Raw genomic sequence first — 24,856 nt, 5'->3', positions numbered from 1 at the left:
AAACATATAAGTCCAGATGTTAAATGACAAGACGATGGGGCAAGATTGCTTCCATCGGGTAGCGGTACGGGCGAAGGGCCACCATGCGTAAGGGGATGTCGCACAGCGCGCGATCAGCGATGTTCGCTCCGCTCGACCAGATCGGCCGGGCGGAAGCGGTCACCGCGCGGCTGGTCGACGCCATCACTCTCGGGCTGCTGGCCGACTCGGAGCAGCTGCCGAGCGAAGCCGAGCTGGCCGCCCAGTTCGGCGTCTCCACCGTGACGGTCCGCGAAGCTCTCGTGGCCTTGCGACAGCAGGGCCTTGTCGAGACGCGACGCGGCCGCGGCGGCGGAAGCTTCGTGAAGACGCCTGCCAACCCTTCGGCCGCTTCGTGGCGAGAGCGCCTTCGCACGGTTTCGCTGTCCGAGCTTCGCGACGTCGGCGATCACTACCTCGCCATCGCGGGCGCCGCGGCCAAACTCGCCGCCGAGCGGAGTTCGCCCGAGGACATCGAGCGGCTCGAACTGGCGACCGAGGACATCCGCACGGCCACCGGCGCGGAGGCGTCGCGCGCCGAGCGCCAGTTCCATCTCGAAGTAGCCGCGGCCGCCCAATCGCCGCGGCTGACCAGGGAAGAAGTGCAGTTGCAGAGCGAACGAGGCGGATTGCTGTGGTTGCCGCTCGAGCCGCACGGCACCCGCGAGAACGCCTACGCCGAACACCGCGCGATCGCCGCCGCCATCGCGCAGGGAGACGGCGAGCTGGCCAGGAAGCTCACCGAGGAGCACATCCTCGAAGCGATAGACCGGCTGGCGGACGTGCATTTAGACCTTCTGGCCCCTTAAGCTGCGGCATCCGCGCATCCGAGGTGAGCATCGTGAACGACACACCGTCCGCCGGTTCCGAGGTCGTCGAACAGGTATCCACCCTGGTCGAGGACGTCTTCGGCCGGCTGAAGCCGCTACTGGCCGGCGCCGAAGGGCTCCTGGCCGCATCCACGGATGCCACCGCCGATGAGCTGACCCGCCTCCGGCCTCAGGTCTTCGACGTCCTCGGTGGCCTGGTCGTCGGCGCCGGGTTCATCAGCGCGCCGAACGCGTTGGCAGACCAGGAATTCGGCTTCGAATGGTGGACCGAAACCGGTGACGCCGAGCCGGCGCGGCTGGTCATCAGCCTCGATCCGGACAGCGAGAACTTCCTGGACTACACGAGGCAATCGTGGTTCACCGTCCCGCGTGACACCGGCCGCCGCCATATCAACGGCCCGTACGTCGACTATCTCTGCACCGACGAGTACACGCTGACCTTCACGGTCCCGGTCCAGCGCGACGGAGAGTTCGCGGGGGTCGTCGGCGCGGACATCTACGTGCGCGAGGTCGAGCGCCTGCTGCAGCTGAAATTGCGCGCGCTCGGCGGCCGCGCGGCGCTCGTCAACGCCCAGGGCCGGGTGATCGTGTCGAACAACGTGCGCCAGGCGACCGGATCCCTGGTCCGCGAGGTCGACGTCCCGGCGTGGTGGTCCGCCGGCGCGGAGCCGGTCACGACGGAGACCGGCACGCGGTTGCGGCGCTGCGGCGACTCGCCGATCGCCCTGGTCAGGTCCGAGCGCTGACCTGCAGCGCCAGCCAGAATTCGGCGCGCACCCCGGGGGAATCGAGATCTCGGCCGGTCAGTTCGGCGACCTTGCGCATGCGGTTGCGCAAGGTGTGCCGGTGGACGCCGAGCCGCGCGGACGCCAGATCCCAGTGACCGTGGTGTTCGAGCCAGCAGGTCAGCGAGGCGACCAGTTCACCCCTGCCGGTCTCGTCGTGCTGCCGCAGCGGCGCCAGCAGGCTGTCCGAAAAGGCTTGTGCCGCCTGGGAATCGACCATCTCCAGGAAGCCGCGCCCGGCATGCTCCGCGAACCGGACCAACGGGGAACGCTCGGCCCTCGCCGCTTCCGCGGCCTGTTTCGCCTGCCGGAGCCCGGCCGGGAAATCCACTGTGGACACCGGATCGGACAGCCCGGCGTGCAGCCCGCCGATCCGGGAGGCCTGCCGGACGACCGGCTCCACGTCGCCGAGCGCGATCACGAACGCCCCCGACTCGCCGAAGAACGCCTTGTCTCCGGCCACTTCGGCGTCGAGCGCGTCGGCGAGCGAGCGGCGCGCACTCGCGGGGCCTGCGACGGCCAGCACGGACCACGGCGCTTCCGGGACACCGCCCCAGAGCGACTTCATCGTGCGCGTGGCGAGTTCGGCCTGCCCCGCGGCGAGCAGATCGCACAGCCCTGACCTCAGCCGACGCACGGCGTCCACGTGCTCACGATTCTGTTCCAGCGCAAGGGAAAGCAGGGACACCGCGGTGTTGACGATATGCTGCGCCGCGGCGTCGAGCGGCTCGCGAGTGCCGACCGCGAGCACGCCCCGCGCACGCGTGTCGAGCGTCTGCAGGACGACCTCGTACTCCCCCACCACCGTCACCAGCGTTCCTGCTCGCAGCCGCGCGAGTTCGTCCCGGATTTCGTCGGCGAAGGGTCCCGCGGATGGCGAAGCCTCGGTGACCGCACCGGACGAGTCGAGCAGGAGCACCCAGCCGTCGACCAGCTTCGCCAGTTTGCGCACCACACCACCCGGCCCGCCCTTGCCGACGGCGGTCCTGGTCAGTTCCTGCTGCCCCTTGCCGGTGCGCACGAGCGAGGCGTATTCGTCGGCGGCGACCGCGCGCGAGACCGCCCGCGTGATCGCGATGAACGGCGTCTTCCTCGGTACTTCGAGTACCGGCAGCCCGACCTCGTCCGCGGTCTCCACAAGCGACCGAGGAATGCTCTCGTGGCTGAGGCCGACTCCGAACCCGAGCCCCGCCACGCCGGCGTCGACGAGCCGCCGGATGTACCCGGGTGACGTGGTCTCATCGAGGGCGAGGCCGGTGGTCAACAGCAGTTCGCCGCCTTCGAGGAAGGCCTGCGGATCGGTCAGTTCGGTGGGATGGACCCAGCCGATCGCCCGGCCGAGCCCCGCTTCGGCCGCGCGCACCCGCAGGCCGAGCGGACGTTCGGCCACGAGAGCGGCGAGGGTCAGTGCCATGTGGTCCAACTCTACGCCTCGATATCGACAAGATGTCGAGCTGACGTGGGCCGGGCGGGCTCCCATCCTGGAGGGCGACCCCGTCCCTCGCGTCCGCAGGAGTCTGGCCGTGACCGTCACCACCGAAACCCAGCGCAGGCTGCGCACCGAGATCCCCGGCCCCGCCTCGCGCGCCCTGCAGGAACGACGCGCCGCCGTCGTAGCCGCGGGAGTGAGTTCGGTGCTGCCGGTCTACGTCACCTCGGCCGAAGGCGGCCTGCTCACCGACGCCGACGGCAACGTCCTGATCGACTTCGGTTCCGGTATCGCGGTGACCAACGTCGGCCACGCCGCCCCCGCCGTCGTGGACCGCGTTCGCGAACAGGCAGGCCGGTTCACGCACACGTGTTTCATGGTCACGCCGTACGAGGGATACGTCGAGGTGTGCGAAGCACTCGACAAGCTGACGCCGGGCACCCACGAGAAGCGTTCGGTGCTGTTCAACTCCGGCGCCGAAGCCGTCGAGAACGCGGTGAAGATCGCCCGCGCCGCGACCGGCCGTCAGGCCGTCGTCGTCTTCGACCACGCCTATCACGGCCGTACCAACCTGACGATGGCGCTGACCGCGAAGTCCATCCCCTACAAGCACGGTTTCGGCCCGTTCGCCCCCGAGGTCTACCGCGTTCCCGGCTCGTACCCGTACCGCGACGGTCTGTCCGGCCCCGAGGCCGCGCGGATCGCCATCGACCGCATCGAGAAGCAGATCGGCGGCGACCAGGTCGCCGCCGTCGTGCTGGAGCCGGTGCAGGGTGAGGGCGGCTTCATCGAGCCCGCTCCCGGGTTCCTGCCCGCGCTTTCCCGCTGGTGCACCGAAAACGGTGTCGTGTTCGTCGCCGACGAGGTGCAGACCGGCTTCTGCCGCACCGGCGAGTGGTTCGCGTCCACGCACGAAGACGTCGTCCCCGACCTGATCGCCACCGCCAAGGGCATCGCGGGCGGTCTGCCGCTCGCCGCCGTCACCGGCCGCGCGGAACTGCTCGACGCCGTCGGCCCGGGCGGGCTCGGCGGAACCTACGGCGGTAACCCGATCGCGTGCGCCGCGGCGCTCGGCTCGATCGAGATCATGCGCCAGGAGAACCTCGCGGCCTCGGCGAAACGCATCGAAAACGCGCTTCTGCCGCGGCTGCGCACGCTGGCCGAGGAGACCGGTGTGATCGGCGACGTCCGCGGCCGCGGCGCGATGCTGGCCGCCGAGTTCGTGAAGCCCGGCACCACGGAACCCGACGCCAACCTGACCAGGCGGGTCGCGCAGGCCTGCCACCAGGCGGGCGTCGTCGTCCTCACCTGCGGCACCTACGGCAACGTCGTCCGCCTGCTGCCGCCGCTGTCCCTGTCCACCGAACTGCTCGACGAGGGCCTGACCGTCCTCGAGCACGCTGTCCGTACGGAGGCCGCCAAGTGACCACATTTCCTTTCTGGGTAGCCGGAAAGCCGGTCACCAACGACGAGACCGTCGTCGTCCGTCACTCCTTCGACGGGAGCGAGGCCGGGGCGCACCACGTTCCGTCCACTTCGGACATCGAGACCGCCGTGCAGGCGGCGTACGACGTCTCCGACGAGTTCGCGACACTGCCCGCACACGTCCGGGCGGGCGCGTTGGACCACGTGTCCCGAGTTTTGGGTGAGCGGTCCGAAGAGCTGGCACAGCTGATCACCGCCGAGTCGGGCAAGCCGCTGAAGTGGGCTCGCGGCGAGGTCGGGCGCGCGGCGTCGACGTTCCGCTGGGCCGCCGAAGAAGCCCGCCGGTTCTCCGGTGACCTGCAGCGCCTCGACACCGACCCGGGTGGCACCGGGCGGCTCGCGCTCGTGCGCCGCGTCCCGAAGGGTCCGGTGCTGGGCATCACACCGTTCAACTTCCCGCTGAACCTGGTGGCGCACAAGGTCGCGCCCGCGATCGCGGTCGGCGCGCCGATCGTGCTCAAGCCCGCGCCCGCGACGCCGCTGACCGCGTTGCTGCTCGGCGAAATCCTCGCCGAGACCGGCCTGCCCGCCGGGAGCTGGTCGATTCTCCCGGTGAGCAACGAGGAATCGGCCAAGCTGGTTTCGGACCCGCGGCTGCCGGTCGTGTCGTTCACCGGTTCCGTGCCGGTGGGCTGGGGTATCCGGGACAGCGTGCCGCGCAAGCACGTCGCGCTCGAACTCGGCGGCAACGCGGCGGTGCTCGTCTGTCCTGATTGGACGGATCTGGACTTCGCGGCGCAGCGGATCGCGACGTTCGCGATGTACCAGGCGGGTCAGTCGTGCATCTCGGTGCAGCGCGTGTACGCGCACGCCGACGTCTACGACGAGCTCCAGGCGAAGGTGCTGGAGCAGGTGCGCGCGCTCGGGACCGGCAACCCGCGGACGGACGGCGTGGACGTCGGGCCGCTGATCAACACCGCGGCCGCCTCCCGGGTGGAATCGTGGATCGAGGCCGCGGTCGACGCGGGCGGCGAGCTGCTGACCGGCGGCAAGCGTGACGGCGCGACCGTCGAGCCGACGGTGCTCGCGAACGTGCCGGAGGACGCGTCGGTGATGGCCGACGAGGTCTTCGGGCCGGTCGTGTCGATCACGCGGGTGGAGTCGGTGGACGACGGTGTGCGCCGGATCAACGACTCGCGCTTCGGCCTTCAGGCGGGAGTCTTCACGCGTGACCTGCCGACGGCGTTCGACGTGTCCGCCAAACTGCGTGTCGGCGGTGTGCTCATCGGCGACGTGCCGAGCTTCCGCGCCGACCAGATGCCCTACGGCGGGGTGAAGGACTCCGGCGTCGGCCGCGAAGGCCCCGCGTCGGCGATGGCGGACTTCACCGAAGAACGCGTCACCGTCCTGACCGGTCTCACCCTCTGACGACCCGCATTTAGTCCTCTGGATGCGCTGGTTCGCGTCGCGAACTACCGCATTCAGAGGACTAAATGCGTGAGGTGGGCGTGGGCTTCGACGAGCGAAGGGCCGTACCAGGTCAGATAGCGCCCGGAGACCAGGACGTGCTTCGCGCCGGGGAACGCTTCGGGGCCGTCGTCCGCGGTGAACTCGTAGGGCTCGTCGGGCAGCACGAGGAGGTTCGCGTCTCCGGCCGCGAAGCGCGCTTGGAGCTCGTCGAGCTTCGGGCGCGGGTAGCGCTCTTCGTGGTCCGCGTAGACGTTGCCAATCCCGACGCGATGCAGGACGTCACCGCCGAAGGTGTCCCTGCCGAGCACGATCCACGGCTTCCGCCAGACCGGCACGACCGCGCGGAAGCGCTCCGGCAGCGTCTCCCGCCAGATCTCCTCCGCCTCGACCAGCCAATCCGGTTCGGCGAGGTCGTAGGCCTGCGTCAGGATCCGCCGGATCGACGCTAGCGCGCCGGGCACGGTCGCCGACGCCTCCATCACCCAGACCGGGACCCCGTTGGCGCGTAAGCGTTCCACGTCCTCCGGCCGGTTCTCCTCGGAGTTGGCCAGCACCAGATCCGGCTCGAGTTCCAGCACCTCGTCCACGTCCGGGTACTTCGAGCCGCCCACCCTCGGGACGTCCAGATCCACCGGATGGGTGCAGTAGTCCGTGGCGCCCGCGAGCCTTCCCGGCGCGCTCACCTCGACGGCCTCGGTCAGCGACGGCACGAGCGACACCACCCGCGACGCCGGTTCGCGCAGCGGGACCACTTCGCCGAGATCGTCGATCATGCGCGCTCGAAGGACAGTTTCCGCTTGTCGACGTCCACCGCCGTGAGCCGGACCCGGATCCGCTCGCCTTCGGGCGGCTTCTCGCCCGCGCACTTGCCCATCACCGGCGGATTCTCGATCAGGATCTCCGATTTGGCGTCGTCGGCCCGCAGCACGATCGCGTCGAACTCCTCGCCGATGTGCTCGGCCATGACCCAGGCCTCGACCTGATCGATGCAGGCACGTTCGACCTTCGCCGCCAGGGTGTCGGACGCGGTCATCTGCTCCGGCACCTCCGAAAGCGCCGCGCGAACCCACTCGGGCACCTCGCGGCCCGCGCTCACGGCGAGACAGATCTCGGTGGCGAACCGGTCGACCAGCCGCCGGATCGGGGCGGTGACGTGGGCGTACGCGCCGCCGATCCCGGCGTGCGTGGTCAACGTCGGCAGTTCGCCGTCGAACGCGGTGTACCCGGCGCCGCGCAAAAGCCTGGTGGTGTCGGCGAAAAGCGCCATGGACGCGGGCTGGCCGGGATCGAGCGCGGCCAGGAATTCCGACACGCTCTCGCCCTCGGGCCAATCGATGTTCAGCGCCTGCGCGGACCGGCGCAGCCATTCGATCGCTTCGGCGTCGGGCTGGGGCAGCGTGCGCAGGACCCCGATCCCGGCGCCGATCATGATCTTGGCCGCCGCCATGCCGGTGAGCAGCGAGATCTCGGCGTTCCACGCGTCGACGTCGTTGCGCGGGCGCTGGATCAGCGCCCAGCCCCCGTCGGGATCGCCGCTGATCTCCTGCTCCGGCAGCTGCAGCTCGACCGCTCCGCGCCGGATCGCGAGTTCGCGGCGCAGCCGGCCCAGTTCCGGCAGCGCGGCGACCGAGGGATGCGGGTCGCCCGCGTCGATCGCCGCCTGGACGGTCTCGTAGTCGAACTGTTCGGTGGACCGGACCAGCGCCCGGCGGACGTTGGTCGCCGTCGGCTCGCCGCTCGCGTCGACGTCGATGGTCCACAGCACGGCAGGCCGGGTCTCCCCCGGCAACAGGCTCGCCGCGCCCTCGGACAACACCGGCGGATGAAGCGGGACGTTCCCGTCGGGCAGGTAGAGCGTCTGCCCGCGGCGGCGCGCCTCCTTGTCGAGCGCGCCACCCGGCGGGATGAACGCGGCCAGGTCGGCGATCGCGTAGTGGACGCGGAACCCGCCGCCCTCGGCGCGCTCGACCAGCACCGCCTGGTCGAGGTCCTTGGCGCCGGGCGGATCGATGGTGACGAAGGGCAGACCGGTGGCATCCTCGCGTTCCCCCGCCGACTCGAGCGGGTCGAGGACCGCCGCCTCCGCTTCGGCGAGCACGTCGGGCCCGAACGACTCCGGCAGCGAGAACTCGGCCCGAAGGTGACCGAAGTCCCCTCCTGCCGCGTGTGTCCTGATCACGAGTGGAGGCACCACCCAACCCTATCCCGATCCGGCGCCGTTGATCGCCCGTTCGGGTGCGGGCCGGTCGGGTGTACGTTACGGACCGAAATGAAAACCGATACCCTTTTCAAAACGACAGGAAGGGCCGTGGCGTGAAGATCGCGTTCGTCGGGAAGGGCGGCAGCGGGAAGACCACGCTGGCGTCGCTGTTCACCGCGTACCTGGCCGGCGGCGGGAAACCGGTTCTGGCGATCGACGCGGACATCAACCAGCATCTCGCCGTCGCGCTCGGCGCGAGCGAGGAAGAGGCCATCGCGTGGCCGACGCTGGGCGACAACATGGGCCTGATCAAGGAGTACCTGCGCGGCGACAACCCGCGGATCGCGGACGCCGCCTCGATGATCAAGACGACGCCGCCGGGACGCGGGTCGCGGCTGGTCCGGCCGTTCGAGGACAACCCGATCTTCCACGCCTGCTTCCGCGAGTTCGGCGGTGTGCGGCTCGGCGTCACCGGGCAGTTCGACGAGGACGATCTGGGCGTCGCCTGCTATCACTCGAAGGTCGGAGCGGCGGAGCTGCTGCTGAACCACATGGTCGACGATGCGGGCGAGTACGTGGTCATGGACATGACCGCCGGCGCCGACGCGTTCGCGTCCGGGCTGTTCACGCGGTTCGACGTGACGTTCCTGGTGTGCGAGCCGACCGTGCGCAGCGTCGGCGTGTACCGGCAGTACGCCGACTACGCGCGCGACTTCGGCGTGCGGCTGGTCGTCGTGGGCAACAAGGTCACCGAAGACGAGGACATCGAGTTCCTGCGCGAAGAGGTCGGCGACGCCCTGCTGGGCTGGATGGAGAACTCGCGGCACGTCCGCGCCGCCGAACGCGGCCGCGCGCGCCCGATCGGCGAACTCGAGGCGCACAACCTCGCGACGCTGGGCTCGATGCTCGCGACCATCGACGGCGAGCAGCGCGACTGGGCGCGCTACCAGCGGCAGGGCGTCGAGTTCCACCTCCGCAACGCGCGGGCGTGGGGCAGCGGGCGGGCCGGGGAAGACCTCACCGCGCAGGTGGACCCGGAGTTCGTGCTCGGACCGGCGCTCGCCCGCCAGGACGCCTGACCGGCTCGTGAGTGGTTAGGACGGCTAGTACCTACTGGATGTGGTGGCGTTGGTCGCGGTCCGGGCCCACCACTGGCACTGAGTGGCAAGCCTCGTGAGTGGTACGGACGGTTAGAACCGTCCTAACCACTCACGAGGGTCAGTCGCCGTTCCATTTGGCGTCTTCGGCGTCGGCCTGCTTCGTGCGCTCCTTGGCGATCTCCAGGGCGCGCCGGGCCGTCGCCTCGTCCGGGTACGGGCCCAGGAGGTCGATGCTCCGGCCTCGTTCCAGGTGCTCGACCTGGTTCGTCTTGGTGTTGAAGTACCAGCCCTGATCCGGGTTCGGGTCGCTCGACATACGTCAAGCCTGACATCACCCGGACGTCCTGTCATCACTTGCGATAGCGGTAGGGGATCTCCGTGGGATCGCCGGTCGGGCCGAACTCGCCGCCCTCGGGCTGGTCCACCTTCGAGCTTTCCGGCACGTTCTCGCCGAGTTCGTCGAACCAGCCCCGGTGCATCGGGACGCCGCGCGGCGGGGTCGCCGGTTCGGGCGCCATGGGGATTCCCGGCGGAGGCGACACCGGCTGCGTCAACGGAGGAGCCGACGACGGCGGCGTCACGGGCGGCTCCGGCTCGGCCTGCGAGGGCGCGGCGGCGGCCGGGGCTTCCGGGGTGGAAGGAGGCGCGCTCACCGGCGGAGGCGGCGGCGTGTGGTTCCCGGGCGGCGGTTGTGTCCGGGTGGGCTGGGGCAGCGGAGGCGGCGGCTGGGACACCGGCGGTTGGGACGCGGGCGCCTGAGACACGGGCGCCTGTGGGACGGCGGCCTGAGACGCAGATGTTTGAGGCGCGACAGGCTGCTGGGCGGCAGTCTGAGGCGCGGGGGCCTGCGGAGCCGGTGCCTGAGACTCGGCAGGCTGCTGGGTCGATGCCTGAGACGCGCCACCCTGGGACGCGGCAGCCTGAGGCGCGGGAGCCTGATGGGACGGTGCTTGAGGCGCGGCAGCCTGATGAGCCGATGCCTGAGACGCGCCACCCTGGGATCCAGGCGCCTGGGGCGCGGGAGCCTGCGGGGCCGGTGCCTGCGGCGCAGGCGCCCCCTGATGGCCCGGCAACGGCGGCGCCGGTGGCCCCGAAGGCGTGACCGTGCGCCACACCGGCGCGGGCCCGATGTTCATCGGCGCCGGGGCTCGCGGAGGCTGCCCGGTCGCGGGCGGCGCGGCCTGCGAAGGCGGCGGGGGCGCCTGACGTTGCGCAGGCTTCGGAATCGGGTCGAGGCACGAGACAAGCACCGTGGTGTTCGCCGGATCCTCGACCTTCCGTCCGCTGCGCTCGCGGTAGATCATCTCGCCTTCGGTGTCCATCTCGACCAGGTAGCCGGCCTCGGCCAGCTGCTCTTCGTCGAGATCGACGAGTTTCTCGTAGCGCGACGGGACCACCCGGTAGATCGGCCAGGCGAGCCGGGCGTTCTCCTGGTGGAACTGGGCCAGCAGGGCGGCCATCTGCTGCTGCCAGGGCAGCGACATCCCCTCGGCCAGCGAACGCGGCAAGACGACGTAACCGGGATCGACGCCCGGCCAGCCCTGGTTCAGCTGGTCGGCGAGCGGAGTGCTCGACGCCGGCCGCGCCACCTGCCGCGCGGGCTGGGCGGTACCGAAAAGATCGCGGGGATCGACCTCGGGGCCGCTTCCCGCCGCGGGCTTGCCTCGCCTTCCGAATTTCCGTGCCACGTTCTTCATCCTCTGCCAGTGTGCGGCCGCGTGCCGGTGGACAGGCCGCCACTTCGGGTGAATCCGATGGTCCCGCGATCGCGATACCACGCTCTCACCATGCTAAACGCCAGGACGGACCGCCTGCGCGACCACTTCGGCCTCGTCGAAGGAGAAGTCGCGGATGTGCACCGGCACCCCGGTCTGCTGCGCTTCGACGATCTTGCCGTCGCCCAGGTACATCATCACGTGGTGGATGGTCGCCGGGTTCGACGGCACGGTGGCGAGGAACAGCAGGTCACCCGGCTGCGCCTGCCGCACCGGCAGCATCGCGCCGCCCTTGTACTGGTCACGCGAAACCCGCGGAATGATGATCCCGGCCGACTCGTAGGCCCGCAGCATCAGCCCGGAACAGTCGTAGCTGTTCGGTCCGGTGGCGCCCCAGACGTACGGCTTTCCCTGTTCGGCGAGGGCGAACTTGATGGCCTGCGCGGCGGCCTGGCTGGGCGGTACCACGCTGCCCACGCTCGTACCGCAGCCGACGACGTCGACGATCTGGCCCTCGTTCTCCACGAGGAGCGCCGCCATCGGCTCCCAGTTGTGGTATCGGTCGGGGAAACCGGAGCGCTCGACGCGCTGGGCGGCGTCACCGGGACGCATGTTCTCCCAGCCCGGCACCGCGAGCAGCACGTCGTAGAACTTGTTGACCTGGTACGGCGGGTCGGTGACCTGCGCGACGGTGCCCCAGCCCATCGACGGCCGCATCTGGAAGATGCCGAGCGAGTCGCGGTCGCCGTAGGTCAGGTTCCGCAGCTTGGATTCGGTCATCCCGGCCTGGATCGCCACCTGCCACGCGCGCGGGGAGAGCGTGCGCTGCTTGCCGATCGAGATGATCAGCGCGACGATCCCCTTCTGTTCTTCGTCCAGCTTGCTGATGTCCGAAGAACCGCGATCGGTCTGCCCGGGCAGGGTCGGCCCGATCGACGCGTCGCAGGAGGTCTTGACGACCCCGCCCGACTGCGCCTCCACATGGTCGCTCACCACCTTGGTGACCGTGCTCGTGGTGACCACCGCGGCGAAAACCGCGGCGATCAGCACGCCGACGATGAGCCCGATCTTCATCGGGTCAGCCCGCTTGGGTGAACTTGGTGACCCGCCATCCCGGGTTCGTCTTGACGACGGTGACCCGGACCTTGGGCCCGTCCGTCGCGACGTCGATCTCCATCGACCCGGCGAGCGAGGAAACCACCTGTGGCTCCCCGGTCACCCTGGTCGCCTTGATGTTCGCGGGGTCCACCGTCGTCAGTTCCCCGGCGAGGTACTCCTCGGTGGTGTAGGGCCGCAAGCCGCTCAGCCACTGCTCGGTCGTCGTACCGTCGGGATGATTCGCCCATGCCGTCACCCAATTCTTGGCGACCCGGACACCGTCCTGGTCGGGTGGCGCGGAAGACGGCGGAGGCTGGGTGGTGAGCCTCGGCGGCAACGTCGACGTCACGGTCACCGGCGCCGCGACGCCGGGGCGTGAGGTGGCTGTCGCCGAGGAACCCGGCCCGGCGGCCGTCTGTCCCGGTTTTCCGATGGCCTTCGGCAGCAGGATGCCCAGCGCGGTGAGCAGCACCGCGAGGATCACCAGCGTGCCGACGAGGTGGCGGGGCGAGCGCAACGGCCAGCCCCACAGTCTGCGGTAGACCGCGGTGCGCCCGCGGTTGGTCCGGATCGGCATGGGTCACCGGCCCACTGCGTGGTCTGTGTCCCGGACTTCCTCGCGGACCTCGAGCCCGCGCGACGGCCGGTACAGCACGAAGACCGGCTTCCCCGCGACGACCTCGGGGTCGACGCGACGAGGGCGCGGCGTGGACGGGCCGGCCTGCACCGGCACGGCGCCCGAGTAGTCCGGAGTGGTGTAACCGCCGCCCGCGGAGTTCATCCGCGAGGGCACGACGACCGGTTCGGGTTCGTCACTCCAGCGGCGGTCGGCGACCGGCGAGGTGTCGACCCGGCGGCTCGGCACCTGGATCGGGCTCCGCCCGCCGGAGGTGAACATGGAGTCGCCGGGATTGCCCGCGGACGGGTTGTACTGGCCGAACACGGGAACGCCCCCGCCACCGCCGGACGGCAGCGCGGGCAGGCCGCCACCACCGCCGACGGCACCCGGCCACGGTGCTCCGGACCAGGCCGCCGCGGGGCGGATCGCGCCGGAACCGTTGTCGAGCCGCTGGGAGCTGGCGAAGATCGTCGCCTCGGGCCGGAACCGCCCGCCGCCGACCGTCGCGCCGACGGGACCGCGGAGGTCGCCGTCGACGACGTCGTCGGTGTCGCGGACGTTCTGCCAGAACGCGTCCTGCGGGGTCGGGTCGTTGTTCTTCTTGCGGAAGCGGGAGAAGAGCCCGCCGCGCGGTGAAGGCATCGCGCCGCCGACCATGCCGACGGACATCTCGACCATCTGCCACAGCCGCCGCACGGGACGGCCGACCATGAACAGCAGGACGGTGATGATGGCGGCCAGCACCATCTTCGTCAGCAGGGACAGCGAATTCCCCGCGGTGAAGATCGCCTCCAGCAGGAGGGTGTGCACACCGGCCAGCACCGAGAGCACCATGAGGTTGAAGGCGACCGCGCCGACGACCTTCAGGATGCGCTGCATGATCTGGGGCTGGAGCAGCGCGATCAGGCCGATCAGCGGAGCCGTCAGGACGAAGATCCTGATCAGCACCTGCGCGAGCAGCACCGTGGCCTTGGCAAGGAGCTGGAACAGCGAGTAGAAGATCCCCTGGCCCAGCGAAAGGAAACCGGCGCCGACGCGGCTGCCGTCCTCACCCGTGAAGTACCCGGTCGCCGGGCCGAGTTTGGTGGAGATGTCCTTGAACGCCGCCTTCTTGGAGTCGACCAGCGCGGCGTCGGCGTCCCCGCCCTGCTGGATCTGGCCCCAGGTGAAGGCGCGCGCGTCCAGAAGGGCCGGACCGTACTGGATCGCCTGCGGGGAGTCCGGGCTGCCGAATTCGCCGCGGAGCCAGTTGTCGTAGACGACCCGGCAATGCAGCTCGGTCGGGACCCGGTCCCACGGCTGGCGCGCGGCCACGGCCTCCGGCGTCGCCTGACACGGCTGTGCCGTGGGCGGCTGCGGCTGGGACGGCGGCGGGGTCTTGGCCTCGTCGATGAACCCGGCCTGAATGTTGGTCGTGGTCTGCACGATCGCGTTGTCGATCGGATCGAGGAATCTCAGCAGCGCCAAGGAGGACGCGGCCAGCCAGACCGCGGCGAGCCCGTACAGCGCCCGTTTGCTGACCGCGGCGAGATCGCCGCGCCAGATGTTGCGGAACAACATGATCGACATGATCAGCGCGGCCAAGCCGAACAGCTGCGCGTAGATGTTGTTGTAGACCTTCTCGGCCCCGGCCTTGACGGCGTTGTACAGCGGGCTGAGCAGGCTCCCCTGCAGCACGGTGTAGTGCAGCGAGTTCGTGGCACCGACGATGTTCTTGCCGATGTTGAACAGCTGATTGCCCGCCCAGGTGTCGATCGTCGAGTTGGGCGAGGTGATGCCCGCGAGCGGGGAGCAATCGGTTTCGAAGGTGTCCCAGACGTGTCCGGCGTACCCGTAGACGTTGTACGGGCTGCCGCCTTCACCGCGAGCGGTGGCGGGCGGATCGAGCGCGCCGACCATGCCCGCGCCCGGCCGTTCCGGGTTCGGGGCCTCGCCGCAGGCCGCGGCCGACGCCGCCGGAGCGGTCGCCACGGCCTGCAGGCCCAGGATCACCATGACGACGAACATCGTCGCGCGACGGCTCGGTCTGGTCTTGCCGGGCCGCGGCCCCTCTTTGAGCCGTCGGCGCAGCGCGTGCCAGCCGGCGGCGAACGCGAGCACGAACGCCAGGGTGAGCACCGTGTTCATGCGGCATCCCTGCCGGTGCCACCCTTGCCGGCGCGCGCGTGCTCGCCTTGACCCCCGTTACCGTTATGTCCATTTTGGACGGCGCCCTGGACCTCACCGGTCTCCGCGGCGAGCGGGTCCGGGGCGCCCAGCATCTGCTCGTCGGTGAGCCCGACTTCGAGTTCGGCCGCGAGCTCGAGGTCCTCTTCGAGCTCGAAGTCGTCCTCCTCCGGCGGCGAAGCCACGAACGGCTTCTCCTCCGGGACGGCGAGTTCGTTGCCCGGCCTGGACGGTTTGGCGTCGGGCGAACCCGGCGTGGTGTCCATGACCCGGCGCAGGTGCTCCAGGTGCGGGCCGGAGAAGTCGACGCGGATCCGCTCCACGCCGCCGGCGCCGTCACCGAAGATGAACTGCCGCGGCTCGACGTCCCGCTGCAGATCGCGGGACGAGCCGGGGCGGCGGCCCAGCGCCGCGACGACCTGCTCGTACCCGACGCCGACCGGCACCTTCAGCAGGCGCAGCGCGTCGGCCTGGGCGTCGTCGTCGTCCAGGCGGCCGACGAACACCGAGTCCAGCAGCGCCACGAAACCCTGGATCTTCAGGAAGTCCGCGGGGATCTGCGAGGACAGCAGGACCCGGACGTTCCACTTTCGCGAGTCACGCGCGAAGCGGTTCATCAGCACGCGACCGGTCGGGACCTCGGAGAGGAAGAACGCCTCGTCGATCCAGACGCCCTTGCGCAGTTCCTTCGGCTTCTCGTACACCGACCGCTGCGTCAGCCACGCGGCGAGGTTCAGCATTTCGACGCCGAGGGATTCCGCGTCCGTCCAGTACTCGCGCGGGACGCCGTCCTTGGGCAGGGTCAGCCCCGCCATGGTCAGCACGGTCATCCGGTCGTCGCGGGTCTCGGAATACGGGTCCGCGTCGCTCTCCGGGATGAGCAGCGCCATCCGCTCGCGCATCTCGTCGAGGAAGTCCGCGACGACGACGGCGTGCTCGTGGTGCTCACTGGAGTCGCGACGCAGCGCGTCGATGACCTGGCCCGGGTCGGCGTCGAACCGGCCGCCCACCGCGCGGACGGCGCGCAGCAGCACGATCCGGGTCTGCGCCATCCTCGAGACCTCGTACGGCAGGACGCCGGTGAGGACGTCGAGCACGAGACGGCGGCGCGTCGCGCCCGCGAGGGCCTTCTCCCGGCGCCACGACCGCTCGGGATCGTCCTCGTCCATGAAGTGCTCGAGCTGCGGCTCGGCGACCACCCGGTACGGGTTGAGGATGCCGGGCTGCGCGTTGAGCAGGTTGATCGGCCGGGCGTACGGACGCAGCTCGGGCAGGTCGCACAGGCGCGACAGCGGGCCCGAGGGGTCGAGGATCGTCCAGTGCGCGCCCGCGCGGAGCGTCTTGTAGACGATGCCGCCGCCGAGGAACGACTTGCCACCACCGAGGCCGGCGACCATCGCCGTCAGCCCGGAACCGTCGCGGATCTCCTGCGCCATCCACGGGTCCCACGCCACCGGGCGCCGGGTCGCGGTCACGGTCTCGCCGAGCAGGATGCCGCGGCGGTCGCCCACCTCGGCCGTCGCCGTCGGCACGGACGACGCCGCCCAGACGACCGAACCGCGGCGCATGTACGCCGCCGAAGCCAGCGGCTCACCGGGGATGAACTCCCGGGCCAGCGCGTACTGGGCCTCGGGATGCTCGACGGCGATCTTCGGCTTGTAGAGGTCGAGGAGCTGCTGGGCGAGGCGCAGCGCGTCCCGCTCCGTCGGCCCGGACACCGCGAGCCGCCACCACGACCGCACCCGGGTGGCCAGCGCGGTGAAGCCCGACGTCATCTCGTCGTCGATCTCCAGCACCCGGCCCGCCTGGCGCGCCAGCGACTGCGGCGGCTCCAGCTCGTGCTCGTCGGTGTAGTGCTTGACCTGCGAGCGCACCTTGTTCATCTGGCGCTGCAGCTCGCCGGCGACCTCTTCCGGGCGCCGGACGTAGATCCGCGCGGACACCTCGACCGCGGCGGGCAGCCGGTCCGCGTGCTGGATCCACGGGTCGTCCACCTCGGGGATCTGGAGGCCGTGCATCTGGCCGACGGTGAGGACGGCGAGATGCCGCGAGACCCCGGCGTTCGACCCGGTGCGGCCACGGACGGTCACCGTCGGCGCGTACGGCTCGGCGTGGAAATCCGCCGCGTCGGTGAAGCTGGCGAGGTCCTCGGGCTCCCAGGCCGCGCCGGGGACGGCGGGCATGTTGCGCGGGGCGGGAAGGCCCAGCGAGCACGAACGGTGCATCAGCCAGGACATCTCCTCGGCGTGCACCGGACGGCCTTCGAGCCCGGCGGAGCCGATCACCTGGTCGAGGTGCTCGACCTCGGAGTCGAGCGCGGCCAGCTCGGCGTCGACGGCCTCCGGCAGGATCTTGCGCAGCACCGGGGCGGCGCTTTCGACGGCGCGGTCGATCATCCGCCTGGTCTGCACCTGGACGCCCAGGTAGACTTCTTTTTCGGCCATCGAACGGCCCATCAGCTGCTGCTGCTCGCCGATGAGGTAGTCGTCGAAGGACAAGGCGCCCTGGACGTCCTGAGGACGGCCGACGGCGTTGTGCACATGGGCCTCGGCCCACATGCGGATCGGGTACGGCCGGTTGGTCACGCGCAGGTGCAGCCAGCGGCCCTGGAGCTCCGCGTACTGCCCGGCGATGGCCGCGATCAGGTCGCGGCGCTGCGAATCCGACCGGAACGACCAGCGCTGCGGTGCGAGCCGGTACCAGGCGTACACCTCATAACCGGTGCGTAACAGGTGCCCGTCGATGCTTCGCGCCGCGATCGACGGGGTATACGACGGTATGGCCGCTTCGCCGGGCAGCCGCCTCCCCTTGCCGGCCTTCTTGGGCTGCGCGGAGCGGACCTGCTGGGGCGGGTGCCAGGCCCCTTGCTGCAGATCTCGATCACGTTTTCCTCGGCTTCCGCCGCGACCGAACAACGACTACCTCCCGGCCCGAGCCGCGGGACGGCTCCGACGCGCTCGTGGTGTTCCCTGAGCTCCGGCGCCGCCGCCGTAGCCGTGGTGCTGGTACTGCCGTCTCCTGCGGTGCTTCGGTAGCGGGCGGTTCGCCCGCACCCGGACGCGGGATGCGCTGGCGGCGCCACCCGTGCCCGTGGTCCGTTCTCTTGGTGTGTTGAGCTCTTTCGCCGCCATCGCGGCCACGGCGCCCAGGGGACGCTCGTGGCTGATCTTGGCCGTGATCAATCTGGTGATCACAATTGTGGCGACGAAGGCCCAGGCGGTCGAGAAGAACCCGAAGCTCCAGCCCGCCCACCGTTCGACGGTGAGCACGAGCAGGAAGACCGGGATACCGACGAGCCACGCGACGTAGCGGGCTCTCCAGGGAAAAGTCGCTTTCGGCGGGCCGAGCCATACGGCGTCGACCCGGTAAACCTCGTCATCGGTCCGGATACGCAACGCGAGCCCTCAGCCTGTGAAGAGGCCGGCGATCCACTGGCCCACGTTGACTCCGGCGCCACTCACCGCGAGGCCGATGATCGCCAGCGCGATCACGACACCGGCGAGTCGGCGCATGACACCCGCGTTGTCCCCTTTGCCACCGCCCAGCCACAGCAGGAGGAGCGCGACGGCCAGCAGCACCAGGGGGATGATGTTGTCGATCAGCCAGGTGCGGACGTTGCCGGTGCCGAGCTCGCCGGCGGCCAGCGTGTCGAGGGTGGTCATGGTCATCATCGCATTACTCCCGGTGCGCGGAGAGGGGGATCGCGCGGTTCTGGCTCGGTGGTGCTTCGAACATCATGGCGTCACGAGGCGTAGTGGTCAAAGCGCGCTCTGTAGATGTCGTTTTGTCTACAGTTCACAGAGCGAGGCACAGCACCACGACCATCCTCGGTCTCCATCATCGTTGCAAGGGTCGTCAGGATTAACCCCGGCCACCCGTATTTCGCAGTGTGCTGACGGCCTCACTCGGTTGCGAGGCAACTTGCTCACTGTGAGTACGGGTCGGCCGCGGAGATTTCGGCCTCGACCAGTGTGACATGACTCGTTCGGTGGCTTCTCCCGAGTCCGCTGGGTGAACACGCATTCGACAAAAAACGTGAGTGCCGATCAAGCGAAAGTCACGCTTCCGTTACCCAAAGCGAAAACGGAGAGGCCATTTTCGCTACATAGCGTGATTATCGGCCCGCGGAGAACACATTCGCGGGAAAAGCGCCCGCTTCGACGGCCTGGCGGCTCAATGGCCCGCACAGTTCGTGAAGCCGTTTCGTCTTCTCCTCGCCGAGGTGCTCCCATGGCCCTGTCGATGCCGCGTTAGTGGCGACTTCGAGCCGTTCGCGAAGATCGTTCCCGGCCTCGGTCAGGCCGCCCTGGTCGTCCAGGATGCCCTGTTCGCGAAGCTTGGCCGCCGCGCCGTCCCACTGCTCGTCGCTCCAGCCGCGGGACTCCTTGGCCGCGGCGAGCAGGAACCCCTTGCCGGTGGCGGTGTGCGTGACGAGGGCGGCGAGCCCGTCGAGCCCGTTGGCGACGAGCGCGGCGATGTGACCGTCTCCGCGATGCTCGCGCAAGAGGGTGATGGCGTGCCAGAGGACGAGATGCGGCTCGCTCGGCCAGTCGAGACCCGCGTGCCCGGCGTACAGGGGACGGCCGTCGACCTGGCAGCCGCCGGTCGCCTCGCGGGCGAGCTCCGCCGCTTCGGCGACCTCTTCGGAACCGAGCGTTTCCTTGCCGAGCAGCCGGGTCAGCGTCGCGTCGACCGCTTCGAACCGGGCCTCGATGATCTTTTCGGGCGTGGCCAGCGTCCACGCGCGCGGGATGTGGCGGGCGACGAGTTCGGGGTTGAAGTTGTAGAAGGTCGCCGCGACCACGCCTGGCCCCACCGCGCCCATCGGCGCCGCGCGGCCCGCGAAGTACGTCATGCGCCCCGGGCGGAGACCCACGCCGGTGAGCGCGGCTTCCGTCTCGGGGGCGAAGTAGGTAAGGGAATGCAGTACATCGAACGTTCCGCGGAACCGTCCCGTGACGCGACTCGCTTCACCCATGAGGGGCAGCCTACCGACAAGTAGTGACGGGCGCAGCGTCCGAAGGGGCGGCGGCGGGAGCAAGGGACCTTTGCTATCACTTCCGCAGGTCGGGCGCGTGTTTGGCGTTTCGGGTCAGAACCCGAAACGCCACTCACGACCACCCCGGCCCACCCCTCACCGCGGCCGAAGTCCGTGAAGGCCTCCTTCCTTACCCTCAAGGTAGGTAAGGAGGCCTTCACGGGCCTACCGCCCATCTCGGGAAGTACGGACGAGCCGGCGTGTAAGCCGGATCCTGTCCCCGCCCCGCCTCGCGGCGGTACGGGTGGCGGCCATCCATCTAGGCCCGCCGTCGCCGACGGGCTCGAGCGGCCTACCCGCAGGCTCGGGCGGGCAGCCCTCGATCGCCTGCGCAGGAGCCTCGCGGCTCCCTCTTGACCTTGCTCCGGGTGGGGTTTACCTAGCCGTCCTGGTCACCCAGGACGCTGGTGGTCTCTTACACCACCGTTTCACCCTTACCCCCGCCCGCGAAGCGGCCGGAGGCGGTCTGTTTTCTGTGGCACTGTCCCGCGGGTCGCCCCGGGTTGCCGTTAACAACCACCCTGCCCTGTGGAGTCCGGACTTTCCTCGAACCGGTTTCCCGGCTCGCGGCCGCCCCGCCGACTCGTCCGTCGGCGAATCCTACTGCACGGGTCCGGGCAGGCAGTTCAGGTTGCGCCGCCCGTCCGGCTGAACGACGAACCACTGGTGGTCGGTGCCCTGTCCGGTCCATTCGCCGGGTCGCGCGCCGGCGAATTTGTAGAGGGGCCAGCCCGCCAACGTCACCTGTTCGGCGCCTTCGGGGCGCTTGATGGTGTCGATGAGCGCCGGGTCGATGCCGGTCACCGAGGGCGTGCCACTGGTCGTGACGGGTGTCCAGACCACGGCGCAGTCCCCGAGGCACGCCGAGCGGGCCTTGTGCGGGTCGTCGCGTTCGTAACGGAAGAGGACGGCGCCGGTCTCGTCGAGCACGGCCTGCCCCATCCGGGTCAGGTAGACGGCGGTGAGCCCCGTGCCGGGCGACGGCACCCGCGGGCTGGGGAAGGCTTCGGTGACCGGCGCCTGAGCAGTCCGCGACACGGGTTCAGCCGCCTGCCACCACATCGCGGCCCCCACGACGAGCGCCGCGATGACGACGAGCATGGTCAACCGCGATCGGCGCATCAGGCGTCTCCGTTTCTCCCGGGTGGCGGACGGGGTTCTGCTCCGCGATCTCGTTGGTCCAGTGGAGGACGGCGGACGGGCTGTCGAGGCCGACGACACCGACGAGACGCCCCTTGCGGACGAATCCGGTGACGGGCCGTTCACCGCCGACGGGTGAAGCGAGCGCGACGGTGTCGGTGCCGAGCTTCGGGATGCCGCTCGCCTGGATCCGCATGCCGTGCTGCTCGGACCAGAACCGCGGCACCGGCGCGAACGGGCGCGAAGCCTGCGGGCCGGCGAGCAGGTTCTCCGCGGCGGCCCGGCCCATTTCGACGGCGTTGAGCCAGTGTTCGACCCGTCGCGGCGTCTCGTCGAAACGCAGATTCGGCCACTGCGCGACGTCACCGGCGGCGACCATGTTGCCCATCCCGAGCACGTGGCAGGTCGGCGAGCAGACGACGCCGTCGTCGAGCGGCAGCTTCGAACCGCGTAGCCACGAGATCGACGGCACCGTCCCGACGGCCACGACGACACACGAGACGTCCAGGATCCAGCCGTCGGACGAGCGCAGCCGCAGGCCGTTCGCCGTGGTCTGCCAGCTGTCGACGGACGCGCCCAGTGCCAGCCGCACCCCTCGCGACCGGTGCAGCGCCGAGAGTTTCTGCCCGATGTGCTTGCCGACGACCTCGCCGAGCAGATGCGCCGACCGGCCGACGATGGTGACCTCCCGGCCGATCTCGCGCAGGCTCGCCGCGACCTCGCAGCCGATGAACCCACTGCCCAGCACCGCGACGGGCCCGTGGTCGGCGGCGAGGTTGTCACGCAGTTCCGCGGCGTCGGCCAGGGTCCTGACGACGACCACCCGCGGATGTCCGTGCGGCACACCGGAAAGCCGCCGTGGTTCGACGCCGCTGGCGATGACGAGCCCGTCGTAGGGCAGTTCCTCCGCCCCGGGCAGGTGGACGACCTGGCGCCCCGGCTGAAGGTGGGTCGCCGGGGTGTTGAACCGCCATTCGGCGTCGATCTCGTCGGGCCGGGCGAGCAGCATCTCCGCCGGATGGGTGGCGCCGGTCAGCAGTTGCTTGGACAGCGCGGGCCGGTGGTACGGCAGCTCCGGCTCGTTGCCGACGATCACCAGTTCGCCGTCGAACCTCAGTTCCCGCAACCGTTCCGCGCACCGCAGGCCGGCCAGCCCGCCGCCGACCACGACGATTCGTTCGCTCATTGCCCAGCCCCCTGTAATCGGATCGCTCGCATCGGACACGCCCTCGCCGCGGCCTGCGCCAGTGGCACCTGCTTGGCGCCGGGTTTCCGGAGGTAGCGCAGCTGGCCGTCGCCCTGCAACTGGAAGACCTGCGGCGCTTCGGCCTGGCAGATGGCGTAGCGGTGGCATTTCTTGTCGTCGACGGAGATCCGGACCGGCTGTGCCCGGCCGGTTCCGCCTTCGAGCAGCCCCAGCCGCACCAGCGCCCCCGGCGGGAGCACCCGGAGCACGGTGAGCACGACGGCGGGGGTGAGCACGGTGATCCCGCCGAGCCAGACCGTCGCGAGGTTCCCGTTCGCGGCCGCGCCGAGCCAGGAGTGGATCGCCAGCAGGCCGACCGCGAAGTAGCCGGCCTGATGGAACCGCTGCCCGCGACGATCGGACACGCCACGGCGCAGTGCCGCGGTGATCGAGACGGCGACGAACAGCTCCAGCCCGACGACGGCCGCGGCGTGCCGCGCGACCCCGCCGCCCGCGAACGGGATCAGCAGCGCGAGCACGCCGAACGAGTCGTCGTCGAGGAACAGATAGGACAGTCCGTGGACGACGCCGGTGGCGAGACTGAACGTCGCGAACACGACGTGACCGCCGCGCAACGCCTCGTGGCCGGTGACGCGCCTGATCCAGCCGGTGGCGCTCAGCACCCCCCACACCAGCGTCAGGCACATCGTCACGTAGGCGAACCTGGCGGACAGGGCGGCGATGTCCCGCACCCCGCTGTCGTGCGGCGACGGGGCCGGGATCACCGCCAGGAGTGAGGCCGTCATGCTCGCCTGCCCGGCACACCGAGAAACCGCACGAGCCCGAAGGTCGCTCCACCGGTGATCGCCACCATGAGCATGCCGAGCGCGATGTCGCCGCCGTCGAGATCGTTGCCGCCCGCCGGAACGACCATCAGCGAGGTGGTCTCGGCGATACCGGTGCTTTCGAGCAGGGTCATATGCCGCATGACGGTGTCGACGGCTGTCTGGGCGAACGACCGCATCGCGTCGTCGCGGGTGGCCGCCCGGACGTGGGAGGCGAGACCGAAGATGCTCCCGTGCGCGGCGCGGGCGCGGTTGACGTAGAGCCGGTCGAAGTCGGCACCGGCGGCGCCGGTGATCTCGCCGGTCCACGAGCGCTGTTCTTCGGTGGGCTCGCCGGGCAGTTCGACACGGACCCTCGAAGCCAGTGCGCGGACCTGCGGGTCGAGGCGGTCGTGGTCGTCGGCGAGTTTGCGGCCGACCTCGCGGACCCGCTGTGCGCTCCCGCGCTGTTCCGCCTGACGGCTCAGCGGGCCTTCCCACAAATTCGCTTGGCGTACCCGGACGAGGAGCTCCCGATCATGGGAGTCGATTTCCGCGACGGCTTGAGCCGGTGTTCCCAGCCATATCACCATGCAGCCGATCACCACTCCGAGAAGTCGATAGATCATTTCACCCGCCCCGTCCGCGATATGCCTCACTGGGAGTACGGCGAACCGGAGCGGCCGGTTCGATCTCCGTCGCCGCACCCGGTGTGATGTGCATCACACTGCACAATTAGAACCGTTTCCCGCCGACATACGTACCGGACGACTAATGGTAAATAGAGCACTACTGCACATGGCCCACGGCGATAGTCTGCGCTACGGTGTACGAACCTGTGAAATCCTCCACCGCTGGGGAGGTCGCGAACTTCATGGAAGCAGTGGGCAGAGAATGCGGGCTCGGCGGCGACGCTCGGCCGGGCGCGCTTTCCGATGAGCTGATTGCGTTGCTGTACAAGGATTTCCGGGAAACCCTGTTCAGCCAGGTGATGTACCTGACCGGCCATGATCAACAATGGACGGAGGACGTCGTCCAGGAGACACTGATTCGCGCCTGGCAGCATTCCGACACGTTGAACCGTGAGCCTGGAATGCTGCGCGGCTGGCTGCTCACGGTCGCCAAGCGGATCGTGATCGACGGCTGGCGAAACCGGCGCGCGCGCCCACAGGAGGTGGAGCTGGACAGTTCCGAAAGCGCCGAAATAGCGGATCAGACCGAGCAGTCGCTGTCCGCGCTCGTCATTTCCGAAGCGCTACGCTATCTGGACGGCAAATATCAGGCCGTCATCTACGAGACGTATCTGACCGGGCATACGGTCCGGGAGGCGGCGGTGATATTGGGAATCCCGGAGGGAACGGTCAAATCACGGCTGTACGCGGCTATGAGGACATTGCGACGGTCGTTAGGAGAGCTGGGTTCGCGATGACGAAGCGAAAGGTGAAACACACCGATGTGGCGGCGTACGTACTCGGTGTGCTCGACCAAGCCGAGGCTCACGCCTTCGAAACACATTTGAAGGGCTGCGTGCGCTGCGGCCGCCAGATCGCGGAATTCGCTTCGGTGGAAGACGCGCTGGCCAAGGCCGACCTGCGCTACCTGTCTCCCGTCGCTTCGCGGCGTCGCGGGCGGCTGTCGCTGATCGCGGCCAACCTCGTGGTGGTCTTCCTGGCGTGCGTCGTCGCGGCCTTGATGTCGTCGCAACGGTCGTCCCGCCGGCTTCGGCGGATCTCGTCGGATGCGGGCATCTCGACCCGTGCTCCCCTCGATGACCAGCGATTACTCCCGATACCGCTTACGTTCGAGTAGTCTG

At 69.7% G+C, this 24,856-nt stretch carries 23 protein-coding genes and 1 other RNA gene; 7 read left to right on the top strand and 17 right to left on the bottom strand.

All coding sequences use genetic code 11. From position 1 onward, the window contains the following. Positions 1-83 precede the first annotated feature (83 nt). Positions 84-827 (top strand): FadR/GntR family transcriptional regulator, encoded by a 744-nt coding sequence (locus ACZ3HL_RS42710; RefSeq protein WP_034313079.1) that lies wholly within the window; start codon positions 84-86, stop codon positions 825-827. A gap of 32 nt (positions 828-859) precedes the next feature. Next, positions 860-1,594: a cache domain-containing protein gene (locus ACZ3HL_RS42705; protein ID WP_465537558.1), complete on the top strand. Its 735-nt coding sequence runs from the start codon at positions 860-862 to the stop codon at positions 1,592-1,594. On the opposite strand, the gene ACZ3HL_RS42700 is transcribed toward ACZ3HL_RS42705, so the two are convergent. After that, entirely contained in the window at positions 1,578-3,047 is a 1,470-nt protein-coding gene (locus ACZ3HL_RS42700) for a PucR family transcriptional regulator (protein ID WP_465537555.1), read from the bottom strand. The genes ACZ3HL_RS42705 and ACZ3HL_RS42700 overlap by 17 nt on opposite strands. 109 nt (positions 3,048-3,156) lie before the next feature. Here ACZ3HL_RS42700 and gabT point away from each other — a divergent pair, with 109 nt between their 5' ends. Together gabT and ACZ3HL_RS42690 are read left to right on the top strand one after the other, a co-directional pair. Continuing rightward, a complete protein-coding gene (gene gabT / locus ACZ3HL_RS42695) occupies positions 3,157-4,488 on the top strand; it encodes a 4-aminobutyrate--2-oxoglutarate transaminase (protein WP_465537553.1) in 1,332 nt (443 codons plus the stop codon). After that, the gene (locus ACZ3HL_RS42690; protein ID WP_465537551.1) at positions 4,485-5,915 is read left to right on the top strand and encodes an aldehyde dehydrogenase family protein; all 1,431 of its coding nucleotides are present in this window, start codon (positions 4,485-4,487) and stop codon (positions 5,913-5,915) included. The genes gabT and ACZ3HL_RS42690 overlap by 4 nt, the downstream gene beginning before the upstream one ends. Before the next feature lie 53 nt (positions 5,916-5,968). On the opposite strand, the gene ACZ3HL_RS42685 is transcribed toward ACZ3HL_RS42690, so the two are convergent. Together ACZ3HL_RS42685 and ACZ3HL_RS42680 are read right to left on the bottom strand one after the other, a co-directional pair. After that, positions 5,969-6,730: a helical backbone metal receptor gene (locus ACZ3HL_RS42685; RefSeq protein ID WP_465537549.1), complete on the bottom strand. Its 762-nt coding sequence runs from the start codon at positions 6,728-6,730 to the stop codon at positions 5,969-5,971. Then, the gene (locus ACZ3HL_RS42680) at positions 6,727-8,136 is read right to left on the bottom strand and encodes an RNB domain-containing ribonuclease (protein ID WP_465537591.1); all 1,410 of its coding nucleotides are present in this window, start codon (positions 8,134-8,136) and stop codon (positions 6,727-6,729) included. Before ACZ3HL_RS42680 ends, ACZ3HL_RS42685 begins: the two co-directional genes overlap by 4 nt. A 134-nt stretch (positions 8,137-8,270) precedes the next feature. Here ACZ3HL_RS42680 and ACZ3HL_RS42675 point away from each other — a divergent pair, with 134 nt between their 5' ends. Beyond that, the gene (locus ACZ3HL_RS42675) at positions 8,271-9,236 is read left to right on the top strand and encodes an ATP-binding protein (protein ID WP_465537547.1); all 966 of its coding nucleotides are present in this window, start codon (positions 8,271-8,273) and stop codon (positions 9,234-9,236) included. A gap of 139 nt (positions 9,237-9,375) precedes the next feature. Here the strand turns inward: ACZ3HL_RS42675 and ACZ3HL_RS42670 are convergent, their stop codons facing one another. From ACZ3HL_RS42670 to ACZ3HL_RS42605, 14 genes are all read right to left on the bottom strand, one after another. Further along, positions 9,376-9,573, bottom strand: coding sequence for a hypothetical protein (locus ACZ3HL_RS42670; protein WP_007035345.1), 198 nt, complete (start codon positions 9,571-9,573; stop codon positions 9,376-9,378). Between the two features lie 34 nt (positions 9,574-9,607). Beyond that, a complete protein-coding gene (locus ACZ3HL_RS42665; protein ID WP_465537545.1) occupies positions 9,608-10,945 on the bottom strand; it encodes a hypothetical protein in 1,338 nt (445 codons plus the stop codon). A gap of 102 nt (positions 10,946-11,047) precedes the next feature. Beyond that, the gene (locus ACZ3HL_RS42660; protein ID WP_465416760.1) at positions 11,048-12,046 is read right to left on the bottom strand and encodes a C40 family peptidase; all 999 of its coding nucleotides are present in this window, start codon (positions 12,044-12,046) and stop codon (positions 11,048-11,050) included. 4 nt (positions 12,047-12,050) lie between these two features. Further along, positions 12,051-12,647 carry a hypothetical protein gene (locus ACZ3HL_RS42655; RefSeq protein WP_465537543.1) on the bottom strand — a complete coding sequence of 199 codons (597 nt, stop codon included), beginning with the start codon at positions 12,645-12,647 and terminating at the stop codon, positions 12,051-12,053. 3 nt (positions 12,648-12,650) lie between these two features. Beyond that, positions 12,651-14,816 carry a magnesium transporter gene (locus ACZ3HL_RS42650; RefSeq protein ID WP_465416765.1) on the bottom strand — a complete coding sequence of 722 codons (2,166 nt, stop codon included), beginning with the start codon at positions 14,814-14,816 and terminating at the stop codon, positions 12,651-12,653. Further along, entirely contained in the window at positions 14,813-17,770 is a 2,958-nt protein-coding gene (locus tag ACZ3HL_RS42645; RefSeq protein ID WP_465537541.1) for an ATP-binding protein, read from the bottom strand. The genes ACZ3HL_RS42650 and ACZ3HL_RS42645 overlap by 4 nt, the downstream gene beginning before the upstream one ends. A gap of 3 nt (positions 17,771-17,773) precedes the next feature. Then, positions 17,774-18,250, bottom strand: coding sequence for a hypothetical protein (locus tag ACZ3HL_RS42640; RefSeq protein WP_076153445.1), 477 nt, complete (start codon positions 18,248-18,250; stop codon positions 17,774-17,776). Between the two features lie 9 nt (positions 18,251-18,259). Next, positions 18,260-18,526, bottom strand: a complete 267-nt coding sequence (locus ACZ3HL_RS42635; protein ID WP_007035338.1) for a hypothetical protein — start codon at positions 18,524-18,526, stop codon at positions 18,260-18,262. 443 nt (positions 18,527-18,969) lie between these two features. Further along, entirely contained in the window at positions 18,970-19,833 is an 864-nt protein-coding gene (locus tag ACZ3HL_RS42630) for an SCO6745 family protein (RefSeq protein WP_465537540.1), read from the bottom strand. A 247-nt stretch (positions 19,834-20,080) separates the two neighbouring features. Then, positions 20,081-20,479: RNase P RNA component class A (rnpB, locus tag ACZ3HL_RS42625), an RNA gene on the bottom strand. A 14-nt stretch (positions 20,480-20,493) separates the two neighbouring features. Next, entirely contained in the window at positions 20,494-21,015 is a 522-nt protein-coding gene (locus tag ACZ3HL_RS42620) for a COG4315 family predicted lipoprotein (protein ID WP_465416771.1), read from the bottom strand. Beyond that, on the bottom strand, positions 20,936-22,219 hold the full coding sequence (locus ACZ3HL_RS42615) for an NAD(P)/FAD-dependent oxidoreductase (RefSeq protein WP_465537538.1): 1,284 nt from the start codon (positions 22,217-22,219) through the stop codon (positions 20,936-20,938). The genes ACZ3HL_RS42620 and ACZ3HL_RS42615 overlap by 80 nt, the downstream gene beginning before the upstream one ends. Beyond that, positions 22,216-23,025 carry a ferredoxin gene (locus ACZ3HL_RS42610; protein WP_465416775.1) on the bottom strand — a complete coding sequence of 270 codons (810 nt, stop codon included), beginning with the start codon at positions 23,023-23,025 and terminating at the stop codon, positions 22,216-22,218. The genes ACZ3HL_RS42615 and ACZ3HL_RS42610 overlap by 4 nt, the downstream gene beginning before the upstream one ends. Further along, positions 23,022-23,672 (bottom strand): DUF4142 domain-containing protein, encoded by a 651-nt coding sequence (locus ACZ3HL_RS42605; RefSeq protein ID WP_465537536.1) that lies wholly within the window; start codon positions 23,670-23,672, stop codon positions 23,022-23,024. The genes ACZ3HL_RS42610 and ACZ3HL_RS42605 overlap by 4 nt, the downstream gene beginning before the upstream one ends. Before the next feature lie 245 nt (positions 23,673-23,917). Between ACZ3HL_RS42605 and ACZ3HL_RS42600 the strand changes: the two genes are divergently transcribed. Next, positions 23,918-24,472 carry a sigma-70 family RNA polymerase sigma factor gene (locus ACZ3HL_RS42600; protein ID WP_465537589.1) on the top strand — a complete coding sequence of 185 codons (555 nt, stop codon included), beginning with the start codon at positions 23,918-23,920 and terminating at the stop codon, positions 24,470-24,472. Continuing rightward, positions 24,469-24,852, top strand: coding sequence for a zf-HC2 domain-containing protein (locus ACZ3HL_RS42595; protein ID WP_465537534.1), 384 nt, complete (start codon positions 24,469-24,471; stop codon positions 24,850-24,852). The genes ACZ3HL_RS42600 and ACZ3HL_RS42595 overlap by 4 nt, the downstream gene beginning before the upstream one ends. The last annotated feature ends 4 nt before the right edge of the window (positions 24,853-24,856 follow it).

The sequence above is a fragment of the Amycolatopsis sp. NPDC000009 genome (assembly GCF_055563465.1).
Note: the sequence above shows the minus strand (reverse complement) of the source record. Positions and strands in the feature narration are given on the sequence as shown.

What these genes read in the sequence shown, in the direction of transcription:
- ACZ3HL_RS42635 (WP_007035338.1), bottom strand. Translation starts at nt 18,526, where the DNA reads ATGATGACCATGACCACCCTCGACACGCTGGCCGCCGGCGAGCTCGGC.
- ACZ3HL_RS42670 (WP_007035345.1), bottom strand. Translation starts at nt 9,573, where the DNA reads ATGTCGAGCGACCCGAACCCGGATCAGGGCTGGTACTTCAACACCAAG.
- ACZ3HL_RS42630 (WP_465537540.1), bottom strand. Translation starts at nt 19,833, where the DNA reads ATGGGTGAAGCGAGTCGCGTCACGGGACGGTTCCGCGGAACGTTCGAT.
- ACZ3HL_RS42660 (WP_465416760.1), bottom strand. Translation starts at nt 12,046, where the DNA reads ATGAAGATCGGGCTCATCGTCGGCGTGCTGATCGCCGCGGTTTTCGCC.
- ACZ3HL_RS42600 (WP_465537589.1), top strand. Translation starts at nt 23,918, where the DNA reads ATGGAAGCAGTGGGCAGAGAATGCGGGCTCGGCGGCGACGCTCGGCCG.
- ACZ3HL_RS42700 (WP_465537555.1), bottom strand. Translation starts at nt 3,047, where the DNA reads ATGGCACTGACCCTCGCCGCTCTCGTGGCCGAACGTCCGCTCGGCCTG.
- ACZ3HL_RS42610 (WP_465416775.1), bottom strand. Translation starts at nt 23,025, where the DNA reads ATGACGGCCTCACTCCTGGCGGTGATCCCGGCCCCGTCGCCGCACGAC.
- ACZ3HL_RS42620 (WP_465416771.1), bottom strand. Translation starts at nt 21,015, where the DNA reads ATGCGCCGATCGCGGTTGACCATGCTCGTCGTCATCGCGGCGCTCGTC.
- ACZ3HL_RS42685 (WP_465537549.1), bottom strand. Translation starts at nt 6,730, where the DNA reads ATGATCGACGATCTCGGCGAAGTGGTCCCGCTGCGCGAACCGGCGTCG.
- ACZ3HL_RS42605 (WP_465537536.1), bottom strand. Translation starts at nt 23,672, where the DNA reads ATGATCTATCGACTTCTCGGAGTGGTGATCGGCTGCATGGTGATATGG.
- ACZ3HL_RS42615 (WP_465537538.1), bottom strand. Translation starts at nt 22,219, where the DNA reads ATGAGCGAACGAATCGTCGTGGTCGGCGGCGGGCTGGCCGGCCTGCGG.
- ACZ3HL_RS42710 (WP_034313079.1), top strand. Translation starts at nt 84, where the DNA reads ATGCGTAAGGGGATGTCGCACAGCGCGCGATCAGCGATGTTCGCTCCG.
- ACZ3HL_RS42655 (WP_465537543.1), bottom strand. Translation starts at nt 12,647, where the DNA reads ATGCCGATCCGGACCAACCGCGGGCGCACCGCGGTCTACCGCAGACTG.
- ACZ3HL_RS42595 (WP_465537534.1), top strand. Translation starts at nt 24,469, where the DNA reads ATGACGAAGCGAAAGGTGAAACACACCGATGTGGCGGCGTACGTACTC.
- ACZ3HL_RS42650 (WP_465416765.1), bottom strand. Translation starts at nt 14,816, where the DNA reads ATGAACACGGTGCTCACCCTGGCGTTCGTGCTCGCGTTCGCCGCCGGC.